Origin of the sequence: Pseudogulbenkiania sp. NH8B (genome assembly GCF_000283535.1) — a bacterium.
GTDB classification, from domain to species: Bacteria; Pseudomonadota; Gammaproteobacteria; order Burkholderiales; family Chromobacteriaceae; genus Pseudogulbenkiania; species Pseudogulbenkiania ferrooxidans.
Map to the genome: position 1 here is coordinate 4,186,124 of NC_016002.1, position 17,008 is coordinate 4,203,131.

Here is a 17,008-nt window from a genome sequence, read left to right on the forward strand (position 1 = left end):
AACTCATTGACCGACCAGCTGGCGTACCTTCTCCACCAGCTCGCGGGTCGAGAACGGCTTGGTCATGTAGACGTCGGCCCCCAGCGCCAGGCCCTTGGCCACCTCGGTGTCGCGCCCCTTGGCGGTCAGCATCAGGATGCGCACCCCGGCCAGCGCCGGATCGGCGCGCACCGCCTGGCACACGTCGAAACCGTTCATCTTGGGCATCATCACGTCGAGCAGCACGATGTCCGGCCGATGCTGCCGGATCTTCGCCAGCGCTTCCTCGCCGTCGCCCGCCACCAGCACCTCGAACCCCTCGCGCTTCATCAGGTACTCGACGGAAATCACGATGTTGGGTTCGTCGTCGGCTATCAACAGTGTCTTGCTCATGCCCGGTCTCCTGTCGCAGTCTGAACGCTGCGTATGTCATGTCATTGTCCCACAGCCGCGCGCGGCAGCACGAAGGAAAAGGTCGCGCCAGCGCCGGGGATGCTCTCCACCCATAGCCGGCCGCCGAAGTGCTCGATGATGTGGCGGCTGATCGGCAGGCCGAGGCCGGTGCCGGCAGGCTTGTCGGTCATGCCGCCGCCGCCCTGGCGGAAGCGCTCAAAGATCAGTTGCTGCTCCTCCGGCGCGATGCCCTTGCCGTTGTCGGCGACGTCCACGCGCAGCCCCTCCGGGGTCTCGGCGAGACGCACCGTCACCTTGCCGCCGCGACCGACGAACTTGGCGGCGTTCGACAACAGGTTGAGCATCACCTGGATCAGCCGGTCGCGATCGGCCAGCAGCGGTGGCACCCGTTCCGGCAGCTCGAGCGACAACGTCACCTCCTTGTCGCGGAACAGCTGCCCGGTGGCTTCGGCCGACTGCGCCACCAGTTGCTTGAGGTCGATTTCGGTGGTGTGCCACTCGGCGTTGCCGGATTCGATCTTGGCCAGATCAAGGGTCTGGTTCACCAGCCGCGTCAGGCGCTCGGTCTCGCCGACGATGATGGCATGGAAGCGCTGGCGCTCCGGCGGCGGGATGTCGGGGTCGTCGCGCAGGATCTCGGACAGGGCGCGGATCGAGGTCAGCGGCGTACGCAGCTCGTGCGTCACCGACGACATGAAATCGTCCTTGAGCCGGTCGAGCTCCTGCAGGCGCGCGTTGGCGGCGGTGAGTTCGCGCGTCGTCACCGCCAGTTGCTGCGACTTGCGCTCCAGCTCGCGGCTGTAACGGCGCAGCTGCGAGGCCTCGTCGAGGATCTCCATCACCTCGGCCGGCGACAGCGGCTCTTCCTGCGCCACCGAGGCCACCACCGCCCGCGCCGAGGCGCTGCCGATGGCGCCGGCCAGCTGCGACTCGGCGAAGTGCACCAGGTCGGCGTCGGCCTCCAGCATGGCGGGGTCGGCCACGCCGTGCCGCCGTGCGTAGCCGGCAAACGCGGCGCGCGCCCGCTCCGGGCCGAGAAAACGGCCAACCAGCGTCTGCAGTTCACCGCTGTCGGCGCGGCCACGCCACAACGCCACGCCCACCGGGCGGCTCAGCTTCAGGGCGTCGACGAACAGCCGTGCCTGACCGGCCTCGACCGCCGAGGGCGGCCGGCGCAGCGACACCGCGACGTAGGCGCCGAGGTTGGCGCACAAACTCCAGAACAGGCTGTGCGAAATCTCGTCCAGCCCGGTGAGGCCGAACAGCTGCTGCGGCCGCAGCAGGCCCAGGGCGAACGGCCCGTCGCTGAGAAAGCCGGCCGGCAGCCAGCCGGACTTGGCGAAGGACGGCAGCAGCAGGGTATAGCCCCACACCAGGAAACCCGCACTCAGCCCGGCCAGGGCGCCGTCACGCGTGCCGCCGCGCCAGTACAGGCCGCCGATCATCGCCGGGGCGAACTGAGCGACGGCGGCGAAGCTGATCAGGCCGATGCCGACCAGGGCGTAGGCCTCGCCGGCGAGGCGGAAGTAGAGGTAGCCGAGCAGCAGGATGGCCAGGATGGCGCCGCGCCGGATCGCCAGCAGCAGGCCGGAGAGATCGCGCGCGCCGCCCAGCGCCAGCCCCGTCCAGCGCAGCAGCAGCGGCATCACCAGGTCGTTGCAGACCATGGTGGAGAGCGCGATGGTTTCGACGATGACCATGCCGGTGGCGGCCGAAAGCCCGCCGATGAACACCAGCAGCGCCAGCGCATCCTGGTGCGCGGCCACCGGCAACGTCAGCACGAAGGTGTCGGCGTCGACCCCCTGTCCGGAAAAACGCAGCAGGCCGCCCAGCGTGATCGGCAGCACGAAGACGTTGATCAGCAGCAGGTAGAGCGGGAACAGCCAGATGGCGCGCTTCAGGTGTGACTCGTTGACGTTTTCCACCACCGCCACCTGGAACTGGCGCGGCAGGAACAGCATCGCCAACGCCGCCAGCAAGGTCAGCGAGAACCAGGTGGCGTAGCCCTGGCCCGCCGCCAGCGAACCCGCCAGCACGCGCAGCCGCTCCACCGCCTGGGCGCGCTGGAAAATATCGCCGAAACCGTCGTACAGGCCGTAGGTGACGAACAGGCCGGCGGCGCTGAACGCCACCAGCTTGACCACCGACTCCAGCGCCACCGCCGCCACCATGCCTTCGTGGCGCTCGGTGGCGTCGAGGTGGCGCGTACCGAACAGCACGGTGAAGGCGGCGAGGATCAGCGCGATGTAGAAGGTGCTGTCGGCAAAGAACGGCTGCGCCGCAGCAGGGCGCGCCAGCGCCGCCGCCGGATGCGGCAGCAGGATGGCGAGGCTGCCGGACACCGCCTTGAGCTGCAGCGAGATGTACGGCACCACGCCCACCACCGCGATCACCGTCGCCAGCCCGCCCAGCAGCTGGCTCTTGCCGTAGCGCGAGGCGATGAAGTCGGCGATGGAGGTGATACGGTTGGCCTTGGCGCTGCGGATCATCTTCAACAGCAGGAACCAGCCCAGCGCCATCACCAGGGTCGGGCCGAGGTAGATCGGCAGGAAGCCGACCCCGGAGCCGGCGGCGCGCCCGACGCTGCCGTAAAAGGTCCAGGTGGTGCAGTACACCGCCATCGACAGCGCGTACACGCTGGGGTTGGCGATCACCGAGCGCTGCTGGTCGGCACGGCGGTCCGCCCACCAGGCGACCGCGAACAGCAGCCCCAGGTAGAGTAGGGCGACGACGGCGAGGAGGGGGGCCGGGATCAAGGTCGGTTCCGCCTCAGTCGCGCCGACGCTCGATGATCCACGCCATCAGCGCGATCAGGCCGAACCAGGCGGCGAACAGGTAGACGAACAGCAGGGGCAGGCCGAACAGCTCGGCCGGGCGATCGAACAGCGCCAACACGGGGTAGTTGAACAGCAGGCAACCGGCGAGAAACAACGCGACCAGGCGCGGTCCCCTGAGAATGCTGCCCTGCATGGCCCTCTCCCCGATATGGTTATGCTTGCATTATAAGCACAAGCCACCGGCCGCAGGCAGAGGGCGGCCGCCGGCGGGGATCCGTAGCGATGGGCGGGGGCGGCGGCGGACGTCGCCACACACCCCGCGGCCACGTCGCCTCAGGCGGCCAGCTTGCCCTGGTACAAGGCGGCGATCAGATCGGACTGGCTGATCATGCCGGTGAGCGTGCCGTCCGCCCCCACCACCGGCACGTGGTGCAGGCCGCGGTCGGCGAACAACGGCACCAGCTCGACCAGGTGCAGCGTCTCGCGCACGCTCACCACCGGCGTGCTCATGATCGCCGCCACGCGGTTGTCGGCACCGCGTCCGCCCAACAGCTTCGCCACGCGCTCGCGCAGGCCCTGCGGCGTGCCGTCCAGGCGCTTGAGGAAGTCCACCAGCGACACCATGCCCAGCACCTGGCCGAACTCGCCGAGCACCGGCAGCGCGCGTACCTTATGCCGGCGCAGCAGGCGCCACGCCTCCTGCAGGCTGGCGTCCGGGCGCAGGCTGATCAGGTCGCGCGACATGATGTCGCGGCAGCGGATGTCGCCGAGGCGGCGCCGGTAGGAGTGCATCTCGGCCAGGGTCATCACCTGTTCCAGGTCGCTGCGGCTGATGTCGAGCAGGTGATTGAAACCGGCCAGCGCGGCTTCGACGTCCTCGTCGCGGATGCCCATGCGCTCCAGCGGCTTGGGATCGCTGATCAGGTGGCGGTTGGGTTGCGGCAGCGGGCGCGGGTACGGGCGGCGCAGCACGCGGTTGTTGAGCAGCAGCGCCAGCGCCAGCATGGCGAGGGCGTTGAGCAGTACCGGCCACAGCACGAAGCCGAAGCCCATGGCGTGGATCGCCGGGCCGCCGATCACGGCGTTGAGCGCGATCGCGCCGCCCGGCGGGTGCAGGCAGCGCAGCGAGATCATCGCAAAGATGGCGAGCCCGACCGCCATCCCGGCGGCGAGCCAGGGATTGGGCACCCAGCGCGCGCAGACGACGCCGATGGCGGCCGACAGCACATGGCCGCCGACCAGCGGCCAGGGCTGCGCCAGCGGGCTGCTCGGCAAGGCGAACAGCAGCACCGCGGCGGCGCCCATCGACGCCACCAGCCACGGCGCGTCGCCGACGGTCAGGTGGGTGATCAGCGCGGTCAAGGCGATGGCCGCCAGCGCGGCCACGGCCACCGCCAGCTGCTCACGCCGGCTGATGACCAGGGGTTCGGGCCACCAGCGGCCGAGGCGGCGACGCAGGGTGGCGGACAGGGGGAGGGTGGGGGCGAAGGTAGTCATCCCGCTATTGTAAAGAACATGTATTTCAGATACCACTTCTACTACTTTCGGCCAGCCGGCCCTCTGCCACCCGGCGCATTGGCCTGGGCCGCCGGCTTGCGTACACTGGCACCATGAGCGAACTGCTATCTCCCCTGGAATGGGTTTTCGTCGTCATCATGGCGCTGGTACCACTGGCCGGGCTGGCCTTTCACCTGTGGGTGATGCTGGCCGGGCGCGGCAAGCCGGATGCCGAACCGGAGTCGAAATAGATGAAACTGAACCTGTTGTATTTTGCGCGACTGAAGGACACCTTCGGCCGCGATCACGAAACCCTGGAGAGCGATGCCGCCAGCGTCGGCGCGCTGCTCGCCGAGCTGCGCGCGCGCGGCGGCGCCTGGGCCGACGAGTTGGCCGAAGGCCGCGTGTTCCGCGTCGCGCTCAACCAGGAGCTGGCGACCGTGGATAGCGGACTCGCCGCCGGCGACGAAGTGGCGATCTTCCCGCCGGTTACCGGGGGCTGACATGGACGCCTTCACCATCCGCGTCGACGCCGCCGCCTTCGACGCCGGCCAGGAAATCGCCCGGCTGTCGGCCGATCCCGGCATCGGCGCCGTGGTCAGCTTCGTCGGCGTGGTGCGCCGCCACGGCGACGGCGACAACGTCGCCGCGCTGGAACTGGAGCACTATCCCGGTATGACCGAGAAGTCGCTCGCCGCCATCGTCGCCGAGGCGCGCGCACGCTGGCCGCTCTCCGCCGCGCTGATCCACCATCGCGTCGGCCGGCTGGCGCTGGGCGAGCCGATCGTGCTGGTGGTCACCGCCAGCGCGCACCGCGCCGCCGCGTTCGCCGCCTGCGAATTCCTGATGGACTTCCTGAAGACGCAGGCACCGTTCTGGAAAAAGGAAATCGACGCCGACGGCCACAGCCGCTGGGTCGAGGCCAAGTCCAGCGACGAGGGCGCCGCCGGACGCTGGCAATGAGCTACAGCGCGCTGATCCTGGCCGGCGGGCGCGCCACGCGCATGGGCGGCCAGGACAAGGGGCTGCTCGAGCTGTTCGGCCAACCCCTGATCGCCCATACCTTGGCCGCGCTGGCGGCGCAGACGCCCGCCCCGGCGCGCATCCTGATCTCCGCCAACCGCCACCTCGACACCTACCGCGCCTTCGGCCACCCGGTGCTGCCGGACACGCTGCCGGACTACCCCGGCCCGCTCGCCGGCCTGCTGGCGGGCCTTGCCGCCGCCCCGCACGACACCCTGCTGATGCTGCCCTGCGACGCGGTGCGGCTGCCGGCCGAGCTGGCGCCACGGCTGCTGGCGGCGCTGGAGGGCGGCCTCGACGCCGCCTCGGCCAGCGATCCGGAACACTGGCATCCCACCTTGCTGGCGCTGCGTCCCGGGCTACAGGGGGCGCTCGAAGCCTACCTCGCCGGCGGCGGCCGCTCCATCCGCGGCTGGCTCGCCACGCTCGAGCACCGCATCGTGCCGTTCGCTCAGGCCCTGCCCAACCTCAACACCCCCGACGCGCTGGCGGCACTGGCCGCGGCCGGACCCGCTGGGCTAGCATGATGGAACAGCCACCCCAGTCAGGAGAATGCGCATGGCGATGGACGTGATCGATTACGAGATCTTCGGCGACGACATGCAGTACGTCGAAGTGGAGCTGGACCCGGGCGAGGCCGCCGTCGGCGAGGCCGGTACCATGTACTACATGGAGGACGGCATCAGCATGGACACCGTGTTCGGCGACGGCTCGGCGGCGCAGGGCGGTCTGCTCGGCAAGCTGATGGGTGCCGGCAAGCGCCTGCTCACCGGCGAGTCGCTGTTCACCACGGTGTTCGTCAACCAGGCGCCGGGCAAGAAACGCGTCGCCTTCGCCGCCTCCTACCCCGGCAAGATCGTGCCGGTGCACCTGCTGGAACTGGGCGGCACGCTGTACGCGCAGAAGGACAGCTTCCTCGCCGCCGCCAAGGGCGTCAGCCTCGGCATCGCCTTGCAGAAGAAGATCGGCACCGGGCTGTTCGGCGGCGAAGGCTTCATCATGCAGCGCCTGGACGGCGACGGCTACGCCTTCCTGCACGCCGGCGGCACCCTGACCGAACGCCAGCTGGCACCGGGCGAGACGCTGCGCGTCGACACCGGCTGCGTGGTGGCCTACCAGCCCTCGGTCGATTTCGACATCCAGTACGTTGGCAAGCTCAAGAGCGCGCTGTTCGCCGGCGAAGGGCTGTTCCTCGCCACCCTCACCGGGCCGGGGAGGGTATGGCTGCAGTCGCTGCCGCTGTCGCGCCTGGCCGACCGGCTGATCGCCGCCAGCCCGAAAGCCGGCGGCCGCTCCAGCGAGCAGGGTTCGGTGCTGGGCGGGCTGGGCAACCTGCTCGACGGCCGGGACTGACCCTCAAGGTTGGCCGAAGCCCGCTGCGCCACAGCGTACATTCGCCCTGGAAAACAAAAACCCGGCCTCAGCCGGGTTTTGTCATGCCTCGCTGCAGGCTCACTTGCCCGCCGGCACGCCCACCTTGGCACGGCGCGCCTTGACCGCGTCGGCCAGGATCTGCACCAGATCCTCGGTATCCTGCCAGCCGATGCAGGCGTCGGTGATGCTCTGGCCGTAGGTCAGCTCGCAGCCCGGCTTCAGGTCCTGGCGACCTTCCACCAAGTGGCTTTCCACCATCACGCCGAAGATGTGGCTGTCGCCCGCGGCCAACTGGCCGGCCACGTCGCGCGCCACTTCCATCTGGCGCTTGTAGTCCTTGCGGCTGTTGGCGTGGCTGAAGTCCACCATCAGCTTCTGCGCCAGGCCGACGCCGGCCAGCTCGGCCGCGGCGGCGCGCACGTGCTCGGCCGAGTAGTTCGGTTCCTTGCCGCCGCGCAGGATCACGTGGCAATCCGGGTTGCCGCCGGTGGAGACGATGGCGGAATGGCCGGTCTTGGTCACCGACAGGAAGTGGTGCGGCTGGCTCGCGGCACGGATGGCGTCGACCGCGATCTTCAGATTGCCGTCGGTGCCGTTCTTGAAGCCCACCGGGCAGGACAGCCCCGACGCCAGCTCGCGGTGCACCTGCGACTCGGTGGTGCGCGCACCGATGGCGCCCCACGAGATCAGGTCGGCGAAGTACTGCGGCGTGATCATGTCGAGGAATTCGGTGGCCGCCGGCATGCCCGCGTTGTTCAGGTTCAACAGCAGGCGACGCGCCAGGCGCAGACCGGAGTTGATGTCGTACGACTCATCCAGATGCGGGTCGTTGATCAGCCCCTTCCAGCCCACCGTGGTGCGCGGCTTCTCGAAGTAGACGCGCATCACCACGATCAACTCGCGGGCGTGCTCGTGGCGCAGCTTCATCAGGCGTTCGGCGTACTCCTCGGCCATGGCCGGGTCGTGGATCGAGCACGGGCCGATCACCACCAGCATGCGATCGTCCTCGCCACGCAGCAGCGCGGCGATTTCGCGGCGGGTGTTGTAGATCAGCTCGGAGGCGGTTTCGGTGATCGGCAGCTCGTAGAGGTGCGCAATCGGAGGCAGGAGTTCCTTGATTTCGCGGATTCGGACGTCGTCGGTCTGTCGTTGCATGGTGATGTGCCTCGGGGCATTTTTCTGTGTATTGACTGCATCACACAATACCTGCATTTTGCGCACTGCGACAAGTCCCGCGCCCACCCGGCCGCATCCTGGCGGCACACCGCCAACCCGGATAAAAAGCAAAAAAAGCGCCCTTTTGGGACGCTTTTTTCATTCACCCTCGCCGCGGATTAGTCGGCGTACTGGCGCTTCATGCGTTCGCGGCGCTCCTGTGCCTCCACCGACAGCGTGGCGGTCGGGCGCGCCATCAGGCGCTTGAGCCCGATCGGCTCGCCGGTGTCTTCACAGAAGCCGTAGGAACCGTCTTCGATATCGCGCAGGGACGACTGAATCTTCTGCAACAGCTTGCGCTCGCGGTCACGGGTACGCAGTTCCAGCGCGTATTCCTCCTCGAGCGTGGCCCGGTCGGCCGGGTCGGGAGTGGCCTCCTGCTCCTGCAGATGGTTCGCCGTCGCGTTGGCGTTGCTCAACAACTCCTGCTGCATCTGCAACAGCCGCTCTTTGAAGAACTCAAGGTGGTCGGCGTTCATGTAATCCTCGCCTTCCCAGTTGAGGATATCCTGTTCGGTCAGCTTGGCCATAATTTAGTGCTTCCAGCATAGAGTTGGCAGACAAGCGCTGAAGATTACCGGTGGCATGGTCTTTGTGCAACTATATTGGACAGACGACTCGCCGGGAAAATCCCCCCTCATGTGCCCCGGTATAGTGCGATTCGCACACAATGACAAGCCTTATTACACGACAAAGGGCAGCCGAGGCCGCCCTTTGCGAATTCCGAGCCCGGCCGCTTATTTCAACGACAGCACCCACTTCACCAGGGTCTTCAGGTCGGCATCGCTGACCTGCGGGTTCGGCGGCATCGGCACCGCGCCCCACACCCCGGAACCACCGGCCTTGACCTTGGCGATCAGCTTGGCTTCGGCGCCCTTGTCACCAGCATATTTCTTGGCGACATCCTTGTAGGCCGGACCCACTACCTTCTTGTCCACCGAGTGACAGGCCAGACAATTGTATTTCTGGGCAAGTTGCAGGTTGGCCATGGCCGGCGTGGCGACTACGCCCAGCATGACCGCAGCCAGCAGCGTCTTTTTCATACCTCTCTCCTTAAAGATTTGGATAGGACACACCCGTAATGCCGGGATTCAACCCGACAGCAAACCATAACAGCTATAACGCGACCTTGAGTTGCATCAGAAAAACGCTTTCCAGCGCCCGCACCGGCAGCATCAGGATCACCTGGATGATCAGGAACAGGATCAGCGGCGACAAATCCACCCCGCCGATGACGGCCCGGCGGAATGGCCGCAGGAACGGCCGGGTCAGCGCGTCCAGGATCGGTGTCAGCGGATTGTACGGATTCACCCAGCTCAGGATGGCCTGGACGATGACCGCCCCCATCAAAAGGTACAGCGACTGGCGGAACACGTCCAGCAGCGAGAGGCACAACAGCCCCAGCCAGGTTTCCGGCGCGGCAAAACTGTACGGCAGGGGATTGAGCGCCAGCATCAGCACGTTGCTGAAGAGGCCGACCAGCAGCGCCAGCAGCAGCGTGGCCGTGTCATAGCCGTGCACGCTCGGCACCAGTTTGCGCATCGGCAGCACCGCAAAATTGCTCACCGCCATCACGAACTGCGACAACGGGTGCTTGAACGGCGCGCGCGCCACCTGCAGGTAGAAGCGCAGCAGCAGCACCAGCACGAACAGGTCGGCCAGCGTCTTGATCAGGAATTGCAGGGTCTCGGCGATCATTTCAGTCCTGGCTCAGTAGCTGGCCCAACTCCACCGAACGCGCCCGGCAATCCTGCATCCCGGCCTGGATCGCCGCCTTGATGCCGTCTGCCTCGAAACGAGCGACGGCCCGCTCGGTGGTACCGCCCTTGGAGGTGACGTTGGCGCGCAGCGTGGCCACGTCGAGATCGCTTTGCTTGGCCAGCTCGACAGCGCCGTCAAAGGTGCCCAGCACCAGCTGACGCGCGGTGGCATCGTCAAAACCGAGTTCACGCGCCGCCGCAATCATCGACTCGATGAAGTAGAACACGTAGGCCGGGCCGCTGCCGGATACCGCGGTGATGTCGTCGATGCCGCTCTCGTTCTCGAGCCAGAACACCTTGCCCACCGCCGCCATGATGGCGGCGGCGTTGTTGCGATCGCCTTCGGCCAGGCCGAGCGGGGCGAACAGCCCCGAGACACCCTTGCCGACCATGGCCGGCGTATTGGGCATCACGCGCACGATGCGCCCGGAACCGAGCCAGCGCGCCAGCGCCGCGATACCGACGCCAGCGGCGATCGACACCACCAGGGCATTGCCCAGCACCGGGGCCAGGGCGAGGCACACGTCCTTCAGCTGCTGCGGCTTGACCGCCAGCACCACCACATCGTCGGCCGACAGGTGTTGCGGCGGCTGTTCCAGCGCGGTCACGCCGTAGGCCTGCTCCAACTGGTTACGCTTGTCGGCGCTGGGCTCCACCACGCTGATGCGGTGGCCGCCCTGCTTGGCCAGGCCGCTGATGATGGCGGAGGCCATATTGCCGCCGCCGATGAAGGTGATCTGCATGCTGAGTCCTCTATTTGTCGATTGTATATCGTAGCCAATTTGGCAAAACCATTATGCTGGATACGTCCGGGAGCCGAAAATGGCCGTGCCGACCCGTACCAGCGTCGAGCCTTCCCGCACCGCCAGCTCCAGATCGGCCGACATCCCCATCGACAGGGTGTCGAGCGCCAGGCCTTGTGCCGCCATCTCGTCGCGCAGCCGGCGCAACAGCGCAAACTGGCCCGCCAGCCGTGCCTGATCGGCGGTCGGCTCGGGGATGCACATCAGGCCGCGTAAGGTCAGGCGCGGCAGGGCGGCGACGGCACGCGCTAGCGCCAGCACCTCGTGCGGTTCGCAGCCGCTCTTGCTCTCCTCGCCCGAGACGTTCACCTGCAGGCAGACATTGAGCGGCGGCAAGGATGCGGGACGCTGCGACGACAAGCGTTCGGCGATTTTCAGACGCTCCACCGAATGCACCCAGTGCGCCAGCTCGGCCACCGGGCGCGTCTTGTTGGATTGCAGCGGCCCGATGAAGTGCCACTCGATGTCCAGCCCGCCCAGCACAGCGCCCTTGGCTTGCAGCTCCTGCACGTAGTTTTCGCCGAAAGCGCGCTGCCCGGCGGCGTACGCCTCCTGGATGGCGTCGGCCGGAAACGTCTTGCTGACCGCCAGCAGGCATACCGAGCCGGATGCACGCCCGGCGGCGGCCTCGGCCGCGGCCAGCCGCTGGCGGACCGAGTCCAGAGAGGATGAAATAGCTGAAGTCATGATGTCCTTGGTGCAACCGCAACACTGCCGTCGCCCCACGTCGGGACGACTCCCACTGCATCAGCATACCAAGTCCCGGCGCTTATGCTTACAATCAGGAAAGGTCATGCCGGTGGTCTGGCGCTGACGGCCCGCCGTAGCGGTATCGAATTGGGGAGAATTATAAATGGAAATTTCCGAGCTCTTGGCCTTCACCGTCAAGAACAAGGCGTCCGACCTGCACCTGTCGGCCGGCCTGCCGCCGATGATCCGGGTCAACGGCGACGTGCGCCGCATCAACCTGCCGCCGCTGGAGCACCACGAAGTGCACGACAAGGTGTACGACATCATGAACGACTTCCAGCGCAAGGCGTTCGAAGAAATGATGGAGTGCGACTTCTCGTTCGAGCTGCCCGGCATCGCCCGCTTCCGGGTCAACGCCTTCATGCAGAACCGCGGCATGGGTGCCGTGTTCCGGGTGATTCCGTCCAAGGTGCTGACGCTGGAGGAGCTGTCGGCGCCGAAGATCTTCCAGGAGATCGCCAGCTACCCGCGCGGCCTGGTGCTGGTGACCGGACCGACCGGCTCCGGCAAGTCCACCACGCTGGCGGCGATGATCGACTATATCAACGATAATGAATTCTCCCACATTCTGACCGTGGAAGACCCGATCGAATTCGTGCACCAGAGCAAGCGCTGCATGATCAACCAGCGCGAACTGGGGCAGCAGACCCACAGTTTCGCCAACGCGTTGCGCTCGGCGCTGCGCGAAGACCCGGACGTGATCCTGGTGGGGGAAATGCGCGACCTGGAAACCATCCGCCTCGCCATGACCGCGGCGGAAACCGGTCACCTGGTGTTCGGCACCTTGCACACCAGCTCGGCCGCCAAGACCGTCGACCGTATCGTCGACGTATTCCCGGCCGGCGAGAAGGAGATGGTGCGCTCGATGCTGTCGGAGAGCCTGCGCGCGGTGATCTCGCAGACCCTGCTGAAGACCAAGGACGGCAGCGGACGGGTGGCGGCGCACGAGATCATGGTCGGCACGGCGGCGATCCGCAACCTGATCCGCGAGAACAAGATCGCCCAGATCAACTCGATGATCCAGACCGGCCAGCAGTACGGCATGCAGACGCTCGACCAGTGCCTGCAGGAACTGGTACGCCGCAACATCGCGTCACCGGCCGAGGCACGGCTGAAGGCCAGCAACAAGGATTTGTTCTAAGCGCCCCTTTCACGAGACGGCAGCCCCTTGTCCCGGTGAGCGGCCGCGTGCCGTACCCATCCGATGCCGAGCGAGTCGACGATTGGCCCGGCGCGATGGGCGCCGCGACGCGGAATCTCCCTGTGCTCCCGGGCCCTCGTGGTTCCGTCACTCCGGCGCCAAACAACCGGCCGGGGAACCCGCCTCGTGAGACAGGCCTGACACCGGCGTTCAGCGCCGGCAACGATGGAAAACGATCATGGAAAGAGACCAGGCCTCGAAGTTCATCCACGACCTGCTCAAGCACGCCGTAGGCAAGAACGCTTCGGACATCTTCATTTCGGCCGACTTCCCGCCGGCCATGAAGATCGACGGCAAGATCATCCCGGTGTCGCCGCAGCCACTGTCGGCGCAGCACACCAAGGAGCTGGTGCGTTCGGTGATGAACGACCGCCAGATGGAAGAGTTCGAATCCTCGATGGAGGCGAACTTCGCCATCAGCCCGCCGGGCATCGGCCGCTTCCGCGTCAGCGCCTTCATCCAGCAGGGCATGGCCGGCATGGTGCTGCGCAAGATCAATACCGAGATTCCCACCTTCGACCAGCTGCGCCTGCCGGAAGTGCTGAAGGACGTGGCCTTGATCAAGCGCGGCCTGGTGATCTTCGTCGGCGGCACCGGCTCGGGCAAGTCCACCTCGCTGGCCGCACTGGTGGACTGGCGCAACAGCCACAGCCAGGACCACATCATCACCATCGAGGACCCGATCGAATACGTGCACCCGCACAAGAAATCGATCGTGACCCAGCGCGAGGTCGGGGTGGACACCGACAGCTGGGACATTGCTCTGAAGAATACCCTGCGCCAGGCGCCGGACGTGATCCTGATGGGCGAGATCCGCGACCGCGAGACCATGGGCTATGGCCTGCAATTCGCCGAAACCGGCCACCTCTGCCTCGCCACCCTACACGCCAACAACGCCAACCAGGCGCTCGACCGCATCCTGAACTTCTTCCCAGAAGAGCGTCACCAGCAGGTGCTGATGGACCTGTCGCTGAACATGCGCGCCATCATCTCGCAGCGGCTGGTTCCGCTCGCCACCGGGCGCGGCCGGGTGGCTGCAGTGGAGGTGATGCTCAACAGCCCGCTGATGGCGGACCTGATCTTCAAGGGCGAGATCGCCTCGATGAAGGAGGTGATCGGCAAGTCGCGCGAGAGCGGCATGCAAACCTTCGACCAGGCGCTGTTCGATCTCTACGAGGGTGGTCTGATCAGCTACGAGGATGCGCTACGCAATGCCGACTCGGTCAACGACCTGCGCCTGAAGATCAAGCTGTACGGCGAGGGCGCCAAGGATCGCGACCTGCTCGAGGGCATTGACCACCTCGACATCATCTGAACACCCGCCCACTCCCGGCCACGGAACGCAGACCGGGAAGGGCGACCTCGCCGGAGCGGGCTTAGCAAAGCGGCCGACGTGGAGCGTGACCGGGTCCACAGGAAGGGGGCACGGGCGGGGTAAAGGCCCGGGCCGACTTACGCCCACATGCGTTTGACCCAGTCCAGCGACTCGGTTTCGATTCGGGTGAGGAGTTCGGCATCGTAGCCGGCGGGCTGTACCGTGTTTTCGTCTTCCAGCGACACGGTGACCTTGAGCCATTCGCCGAGGATGTGCCGGCCATCGAGCACGGCGTCCTTGATGATCTGATCGACCGGCAGCTGCGGAATCAGCTCGGTCTTGGGGCGCAGCATCAGGGCGTCGACCAGCGACAGGATGCCGACCATGAAGGCCTGTTCGGCCAACTGCGGCGCCTCCGGCCGCAGGCTCTGGGCCAGCCGCTCCATGATGCGGCCGCGCATGGCCGCCAGTTCGAGCAGGGGATTGTGGCGAACCTTGTCGCCCTGAGGCGTGGCGGTGGCAAACATCAAGAGCAGGGTCCAGCGCTTGATCTTGTCCCGTCCCAGGAGCAGGATGGCCTGGCGGATCGAGGTGACCGCCGACTTGTCGGCCATGACCGCGGTGGAGGTGAGCCGGAGCAACATCAGCGCAATGTCGGGCGCGCTCTTGAACGCTTCCTCCAGGGCATCGGTCTCGGCGTCGCTCAGGATCAACCCCAGCAAGCGCAGCAGCACCGACACCTTGGGCCGCACCTGGCGCGAGTGGATCACCGTGGGATGGGCGAAGAAGTAGCCCTGGAACAATTTGAAGCCGAACTCGCGGCAGGTTTCGAACTGCTCGGGGTTGTCGACCTTTTCCGCCAGCAAGCTGCCGCGGAAACCTTCCAGCGCTTGCAGCAGCGCCGGCAATGCGCCCAGCTCGACCTGGCTGAGGTCGATCTTGACGATGTCGACGTAATCGAGCAGGGCGCGCTTGTCGCTGGTCAGCGATACCAAGTCGTCCATCGCCATGCGGAAGCCGCGCTGGCGCAGCTCGGCCAGCCGCACCAGCAGGGCGGGCGTCGCCCGGACCGTTTCCAGAATTTCCAGCACCACGGTGTCGTGCGGCAGCACGTTGACGAGGTCGCTCATCAACAGCTGTTCGTCGACGTTGATGTAGCCCAGCCGGTCGCCCAGCACCTCGGCGACGCCGAGGTCGACGAAGGCATGGCGGATCACCGTGGCGGTGGCGGCGAAATCGTCGACGACATGCGCGGCGTTGACCGGGCTGGAACGGAACAACAATTCATACCCCACCAGGTTTTCCCTGGCATCGACAATCGGCTGCCGCCCCAGATAGTGCGTTGAGTACATGAAGAAACCTGTGTCGTCCCTGAAAAGCGTCGAGTGATCAGTTTAGGGGAAAGGAATCGGGTCTTGAGACTCTTTTTTGCCATCATACCGGACAAGTCGACTTCCGTGTCATTGCATGCCAATGGCAACTTATTGGCCAAACACAGCCGTGGCCATGTCGTCGCCGCCGAGCGACTGCACCTGACCCTGGCCTTTCTAGGCGAGGTCGCTCCCGAGCGGCTGAACGAGCTCCTGACGATCGGGAAGAGCCTGCCGCGTCTGGATGGGGCGGTATGGACGATAGACCGCGTCGGCGGCTGGCCCAACGGCATCGTCTGGGCCGGCAGTTCTCAGCCATGCCTCGTGCTGAGCGAACTGGTGGCCGCCTTGCAGCAAGGACTGGCACAGGCCGGGTTCCCGACCGAGACGCGTCCATACGTGCCGCACGTGACGCTGCTGCGCCGGGCGCGCCACCGGCTGCCGCCCCAGGACATCTCTCCCTTACCGTTCGTCTTGCGGCGCGTGTCGCTGATGGAATCCACACTGACGCCGCAGGGGCCGCAGTACCGCGAGCTGCGGCGCTGGCCGTGACAGGCGGCTTGCTCGAGCGAGGACAGGAAGGCCAGCGCCACCCTTACCGGCAGAACAGGTTTCACGTGAAACATCGTCCACCCTGACGGCCTCCCGTCTCCCGGACAAGACCGGGGGATAGCATCGGCCCTGCTGCAGGCTGCCTTTTCCCACGGCAGCGGATATGGAAAACGCCACCGGGTTGCGGTGGCGTTGCTCAGACAAGGCGGGCGGAAGATCGTTCGGCTCGCCGGCATCGCTGGCTTAGTGCTGCAGGATCTTCGACAGGAAGTGCTGGGCACGCTCGGAGCGGGCCTTGATGTCGCCGAAGAACTCTTCCTTGGCGCAATCCTCGACGATGGCGCCCTTGTCCATGAAGATGACGCGGTTGGCCACCTTGCGCGCGAAGCCCATCTCGTGGGTCACACACATCATGGTCATGCCCTCGTGCGCCAGTTCCACCATCACGTCCAGCACCTCGTTGACCATTTCAGGGTCGAGCGCCGAGGTCGGTTCGTCGAACAGCATGGCGATCGGGTCCATCGACAGTGCGCGGGCGATCGCCACGCGCTGCTGCTGACCGCCGGAGAGCTGGCCCGGAAACTTCGCGGCGTGCGCCTTGAGGCCGACGCGATCGAGATAGTGCAGGCCTTTCTGGCGCGCCTCGTCCTTGCTGCGCCCCAGCACCTTTTCCTGGGCAATGGTCAGGTTGTCGGTGATCGACAGGTGCGGGAACAGCTCGAAGTTCTGGAACACCATGCCGATCCGCGCGCGCAGCTTGGGCAGGTCGGTCTTCGGGTCGCCCACCGACAGGCCGTCGACGATGATCTCGCCCTTCTGGAACGGCTCCAGCGCGTTGACGGTCTTGATCAGGGTGGATTTGCCGGAGCCGGACGGGCCGCACACCACCACCACTTCGCCCTTTTCCACGGCGGTCGAGCAATCGGTGAGCACCTGGAAGTCACCGTACCATTTGCTGACGTTCTTGAGAGTAATCAT

Annotated in this window: 20 protein-coding genes; 8 read left to right on the forward strand and 12 right to left on the reverse strand. The window is 66.3% G+C overall.

The genetic code is table 11. The features are described 5' to 3' along the window. Positions 1-3: 3 nt before the first annotated feature. The 4 genes from NH8B_RS19375 to NH8B_RS19390 form a co-directional block, all read right to left on the reverse strand. Positions 4-372: a response regulator transcription factor gene (locus tag NH8B_RS19375; RefSeq protein WP_008955357.1), complete on the reverse strand. Its 369-nt coding sequence runs from the start codon at positions 370-372 to the stop codon at positions 4-6. A 41-nt stretch (positions 373-413) separates the two neighbouring features. Continuing rightward, the gene (locus NH8B_RS19380) at positions 414-3,149 is read right to left on the reverse strand and encodes an ATP-binding protein (protein WP_014088757.1); all 2,736 of its coding nucleotides are present in this window, start codon (positions 3,147-3,149) and stop codon (positions 414-416) included. Positions 3,150-3,162: 13 nt separating this feature from the next. Beyond that, a complete protein-coding gene (locus NH8B_RS19385; protein WP_008955359.1) occupies positions 3,163-3,363 on the reverse strand; it encodes a hypothetical protein in 201 nt (66 codons plus the stop codon). Positions 3,364-3,503: 140 nt separating this feature from the next. Further along, entirely contained in the window at positions 3,504-4,667 is a 1,164-nt protein-coding gene (locus tag NH8B_RS19390; RefSeq protein ID WP_008955360.1) for an HPP family protein, read from the reverse strand. A gap of 113 nt (positions 4,668-4,780) precedes the next feature. Here NH8B_RS19390 and NH8B_RS21100 point away from each other — a divergent pair, with 113 nt between their 5' ends. From NH8B_RS21100 to NH8B_RS19410, 5 genes are read left to right on the forward strand one after another with little or no spacing between them, the layout of a single operon-like run. Next, positions 4,781-4,918 carry a hypothetical protein gene (locus NH8B_RS21100; RefSeq protein ID WP_014088758.1) on the forward strand — a complete coding sequence of 46 codons (138 nt, stop codon included), beginning with the start codon at positions 4,781-4,783 and terminating at the stop codon, positions 4,916-4,918. Then, positions 4,919-5,170 carry a MoaD/ThiS family protein gene (locus NH8B_RS19395; RefSeq protein WP_014088759.1) on the forward strand — a complete coding sequence of 84 codons (252 nt, stop codon included), beginning with the start codon at positions 4,919-4,921 and terminating at the stop codon, positions 5,168-5,170. It begins immediately after the preceding gene. Between the two features lies 1 nt (position 5,171). Continuing rightward, positions 5,172-5,630 (forward strand): molybdopterin synthase catalytic subunit MoaE, encoded by a 459-nt coding sequence (gene moaE / locus NH8B_RS19400; protein ID WP_014088760.1) that lies wholly within the window; start codon positions 5,172-5,174, stop codon positions 5,628-5,630. Further along, entirely contained in the window at positions 5,627-6,217 is a 591-nt protein-coding gene (gene mobA, locus NH8B_RS19405) for a molybdenum cofactor guanylyltransferase MobA (RefSeq protein ID WP_014088761.1), read from the forward strand. Before moaE ends, mobA begins: the two co-directional genes overlap by 4 nt. Before the next feature lie 31 nt (positions 6,218-6,248). Further along, positions 6,249-7,043 (forward strand): TIGR00266 family protein, encoded by a 795-nt coding sequence (locus NH8B_RS19410; RefSeq protein WP_014088762.1) that lies wholly within the window; start codon positions 6,249-6,251, stop codon positions 7,041-7,043. Between the two features lie 99 nt (positions 7,044-7,142). Here NH8B_RS19410 and aroG read toward each other — a convergent pair whose 3' ends face one another. The 6 genes from aroG to NH8B_RS19440 form a co-directional block, all read right to left on the reverse strand. Further along, positions 7,143-8,219 (reverse strand): 3-deoxy-7-phosphoheptulonate synthase AroG, encoded by a 1,077-nt coding sequence (gene aroG / locus NH8B_RS19415; RefSeq protein ID WP_008955366.1) that lies wholly within the window; start codon positions 8,217-8,219, stop codon positions 7,143-7,145. 179 nt (positions 8,220-8,398) lie between these two features. Continuing rightward, on the reverse strand, positions 8,399-8,809 hold the full coding sequence (gene dksA / locus NH8B_RS19420) for an RNA polymerase-binding protein DksA (protein ID WP_008955367.1): 411 nt from the start codon (positions 8,807-8,809) through the stop codon (positions 8,399-8,401). Positions 8,810-9,016: 207 nt separating this feature from the next. Next, entirely contained in the window at positions 9,017-9,322 is a 306-nt protein-coding gene (locus NH8B_RS19425; protein ID WP_014088764.1) for a c-type cytochrome, read from the reverse strand. Between the two features lie 73 nt (positions 9,323-9,395). Continuing rightward, on the reverse strand, positions 9,396-9,977 hold the full coding sequence (locus tag NH8B_RS19430) for a YggT family protein (protein ID WP_008955369.1): 582 nt from the start codon (positions 9,975-9,977) through the stop codon (positions 9,396-9,398). 1 nt (position 9,978) lies between these two features. Then, on the reverse strand, positions 9,979-10,782 hold the full coding sequence (gene proC, locus NH8B_RS19435; RefSeq protein WP_014088765.1) for a pyrroline-5-carboxylate reductase: 804 nt from the start codon (positions 10,780-10,782) through the stop codon (positions 9,979-9,981). 51 nt (positions 10,783-10,833) lie between these two features. Beyond that, positions 10,834-11,529: a YggS family pyridoxal phosphate-dependent enzyme gene (locus NH8B_RS19440; protein ID WP_014088766.1), complete on the reverse strand. Its 696-nt coding sequence runs from the start codon at positions 11,527-11,529 to the stop codon at positions 10,834-10,836. A gap of 166 nt (positions 11,530-11,695) precedes the next feature. On the opposite strand from NH8B_RS19440, the gene NH8B_RS19445 reads away from it, so the two are divergent. Both NH8B_RS19445 and NH8B_RS19450 read left to right on the forward strand, forming a co-directional pair. After that, positions 11,696-12,733 (forward strand): type IV pilus twitching motility protein PilT, encoded by a 1,038-nt coding sequence (locus tag NH8B_RS19445; protein WP_014088767.1) that lies wholly within the window; start codon positions 11,696-11,698, stop codon positions 12,731-12,733. Between the two features lie 238 nt (positions 12,734-12,971). Beyond that, the gene (locus tag NH8B_RS19450; RefSeq protein WP_008955373.1) at positions 12,972-14,108 is read left to right on the forward strand and encodes a PilT/PilU family type 4a pilus ATPase; all 1,137 of its coding nucleotides are present in this window, start codon (positions 12,972-12,974) and stop codon (positions 14,106-14,108) included. A gap of 137 nt (positions 14,109-14,245) precedes the next feature. On the opposite strand, the gene NH8B_RS19455 is transcribed toward NH8B_RS19450, so the two are convergent. Then, positions 14,246-15,460, reverse strand: coding sequence for an EAL and HDOD domain-containing protein (locus NH8B_RS19455; protein ID WP_014088768.1), 1,215 nt, complete (start codon positions 15,458-15,460; stop codon positions 14,246-14,248). A gap of 33 nt (positions 15,461-15,493) precedes the next feature. On the opposite strand from NH8B_RS19455, the gene thpR reads away from it, so the two are divergent. Beyond that, the gene (gene thpR, locus NH8B_RS19460; protein ID WP_255345166.1) at positions 15,494-16,030 is read left to right on the forward strand and encodes an RNA 2',3'-cyclic phosphodiesterase; all 537 of its coding nucleotides are present in this window, start codon (positions 15,494-15,496) and stop codon (positions 16,028-16,030) included. Between the two features lie 243 nt (positions 16,031-16,273). Here thpR and NH8B_RS19465 read toward each other — a convergent pair whose 3' ends face one another. Beyond that, the gene (locus NH8B_RS19465) at positions 16,274-17,008 is read right to left on the reverse strand and encodes an amino acid ABC transporter ATP-binding protein (protein ID WP_040653141.1); all 735 of its coding nucleotides are present in this window, start codon (positions 17,006-17,008) and stop codon (positions 16,274-16,276) included.

Coding starts and splice junctions, on each gene's coding strand:
- NH8B_RS19445 (WP_014088767.1), top strand. CDS start 11,696: ATGGAAATTTCCGAGCTCTTGGCCTTCACCGTCAAGAACAAGGCGTCC.
- NH8B_RS19425 (WP_014088764.1), bottom strand. CDS start 9,322: ATGAAAAAGACGCTGCTGGCTGCGGTCATGCTGGGCGTAGTCGCCACG.
- NH8B_RS19385 (WP_008955359.1), bottom strand. CDS start 3,363: ATGCAGGGCAGCATTCTCAGGGGACCGCGCCTGGTCGCGTTGTTTCTC.
- dksA (WP_008955367.1), bottom strand. CDS start 8,809: ATGGCCAAGCTGACCGAACAGGATATCCTCAACTGGGAAGGCGAGGAT.
- proC (WP_014088765.1), bottom strand. CDS start 10,782: ATGCAGATCACCTTCATCGGCGGCGGCAATATGGCCTCCGCCATCATC.
- NH8B_RS19455 (WP_014088768.1), bottom strand. CDS start 15,460: ATGTACTCAACGCACTATCTGGGGCGGCAGCCGATTGTCGATGCCAGG.
- NH8B_RS19410 (WP_014088762.1), top strand. CDS start 6,249: ATGGCGATGGACGTGATCGATTACGAGATCTTCGGCGACGACATGCAG.
- NH8B_RS19395 (WP_014088759.1), top strand. CDS start 4,919: ATGAAACTGAACCTGTTGTATTTTGCGCGACTGAAGGACACCTTCGGC.
- NH8B_RS19390 (WP_008955360.1), bottom strand. CDS start 4,667: ATGACTACCTTCGCCCCCACCCTCCCCCTGTCCGCCACCCTGCGTCGC.
- mobA (WP_014088761.1), top strand. CDS start 5,627: ATGAGCTACAGCGCGCTGATCCTGGCCGGCGGGCGCGCCACGCGCATG.
- NH8B_RS19375 (WP_008955357.1), bottom strand. CDS start 372: ATGAGCAAGACACTGTTGATAGCCGACGACGAACCCAACATCGTGATT.
- NH8B_RS21100 (WP_014088758.1), top strand. CDS start 4,781: ATGAGCGAACTGCTATCTCCCCTGGAATGGGTTTTCGTCGTCATCATG.
- aroG (WP_008955366.1), bottom strand. CDS start 8,219: ATGCAACGACAGACCGACGACGTCCGAATCCGCGAAATCAAGGAACTC.
- NH8B_RS19465 (WP_040653141.1), bottom strand. CDS start 17,008: ATGATTACTCTCAAGAACGTCAGCAAATGGTACGGTGACTTCCAGGTG.
- NH8B_RS19430 (WP_008955369.1), bottom strand. CDS start 9,977: ATGATCGCCGAGACCCTGCAATTCCTGATCAAGACGCTGGCCGACCTG.
- moaE (WP_014088760.1), top strand. CDS start 5,172: ATGGACGCCTTCACCATCCGCGTCGACGCCGCCGCCTTCGACGCCGGC.
- NH8B_RS19440 (WP_014088766.1), bottom strand. CDS start 11,529: ATGACTTCAGCTATTTCATCCTCTCTGGACTCGGTCCGCCAGCGGCTG.
- NH8B_RS19450 (WP_008955373.1), top strand. CDS start 12,972: ATGGAAAGAGACCAGGCCTCGAAGTTCATCCACGACCTGCTCAAGCAC.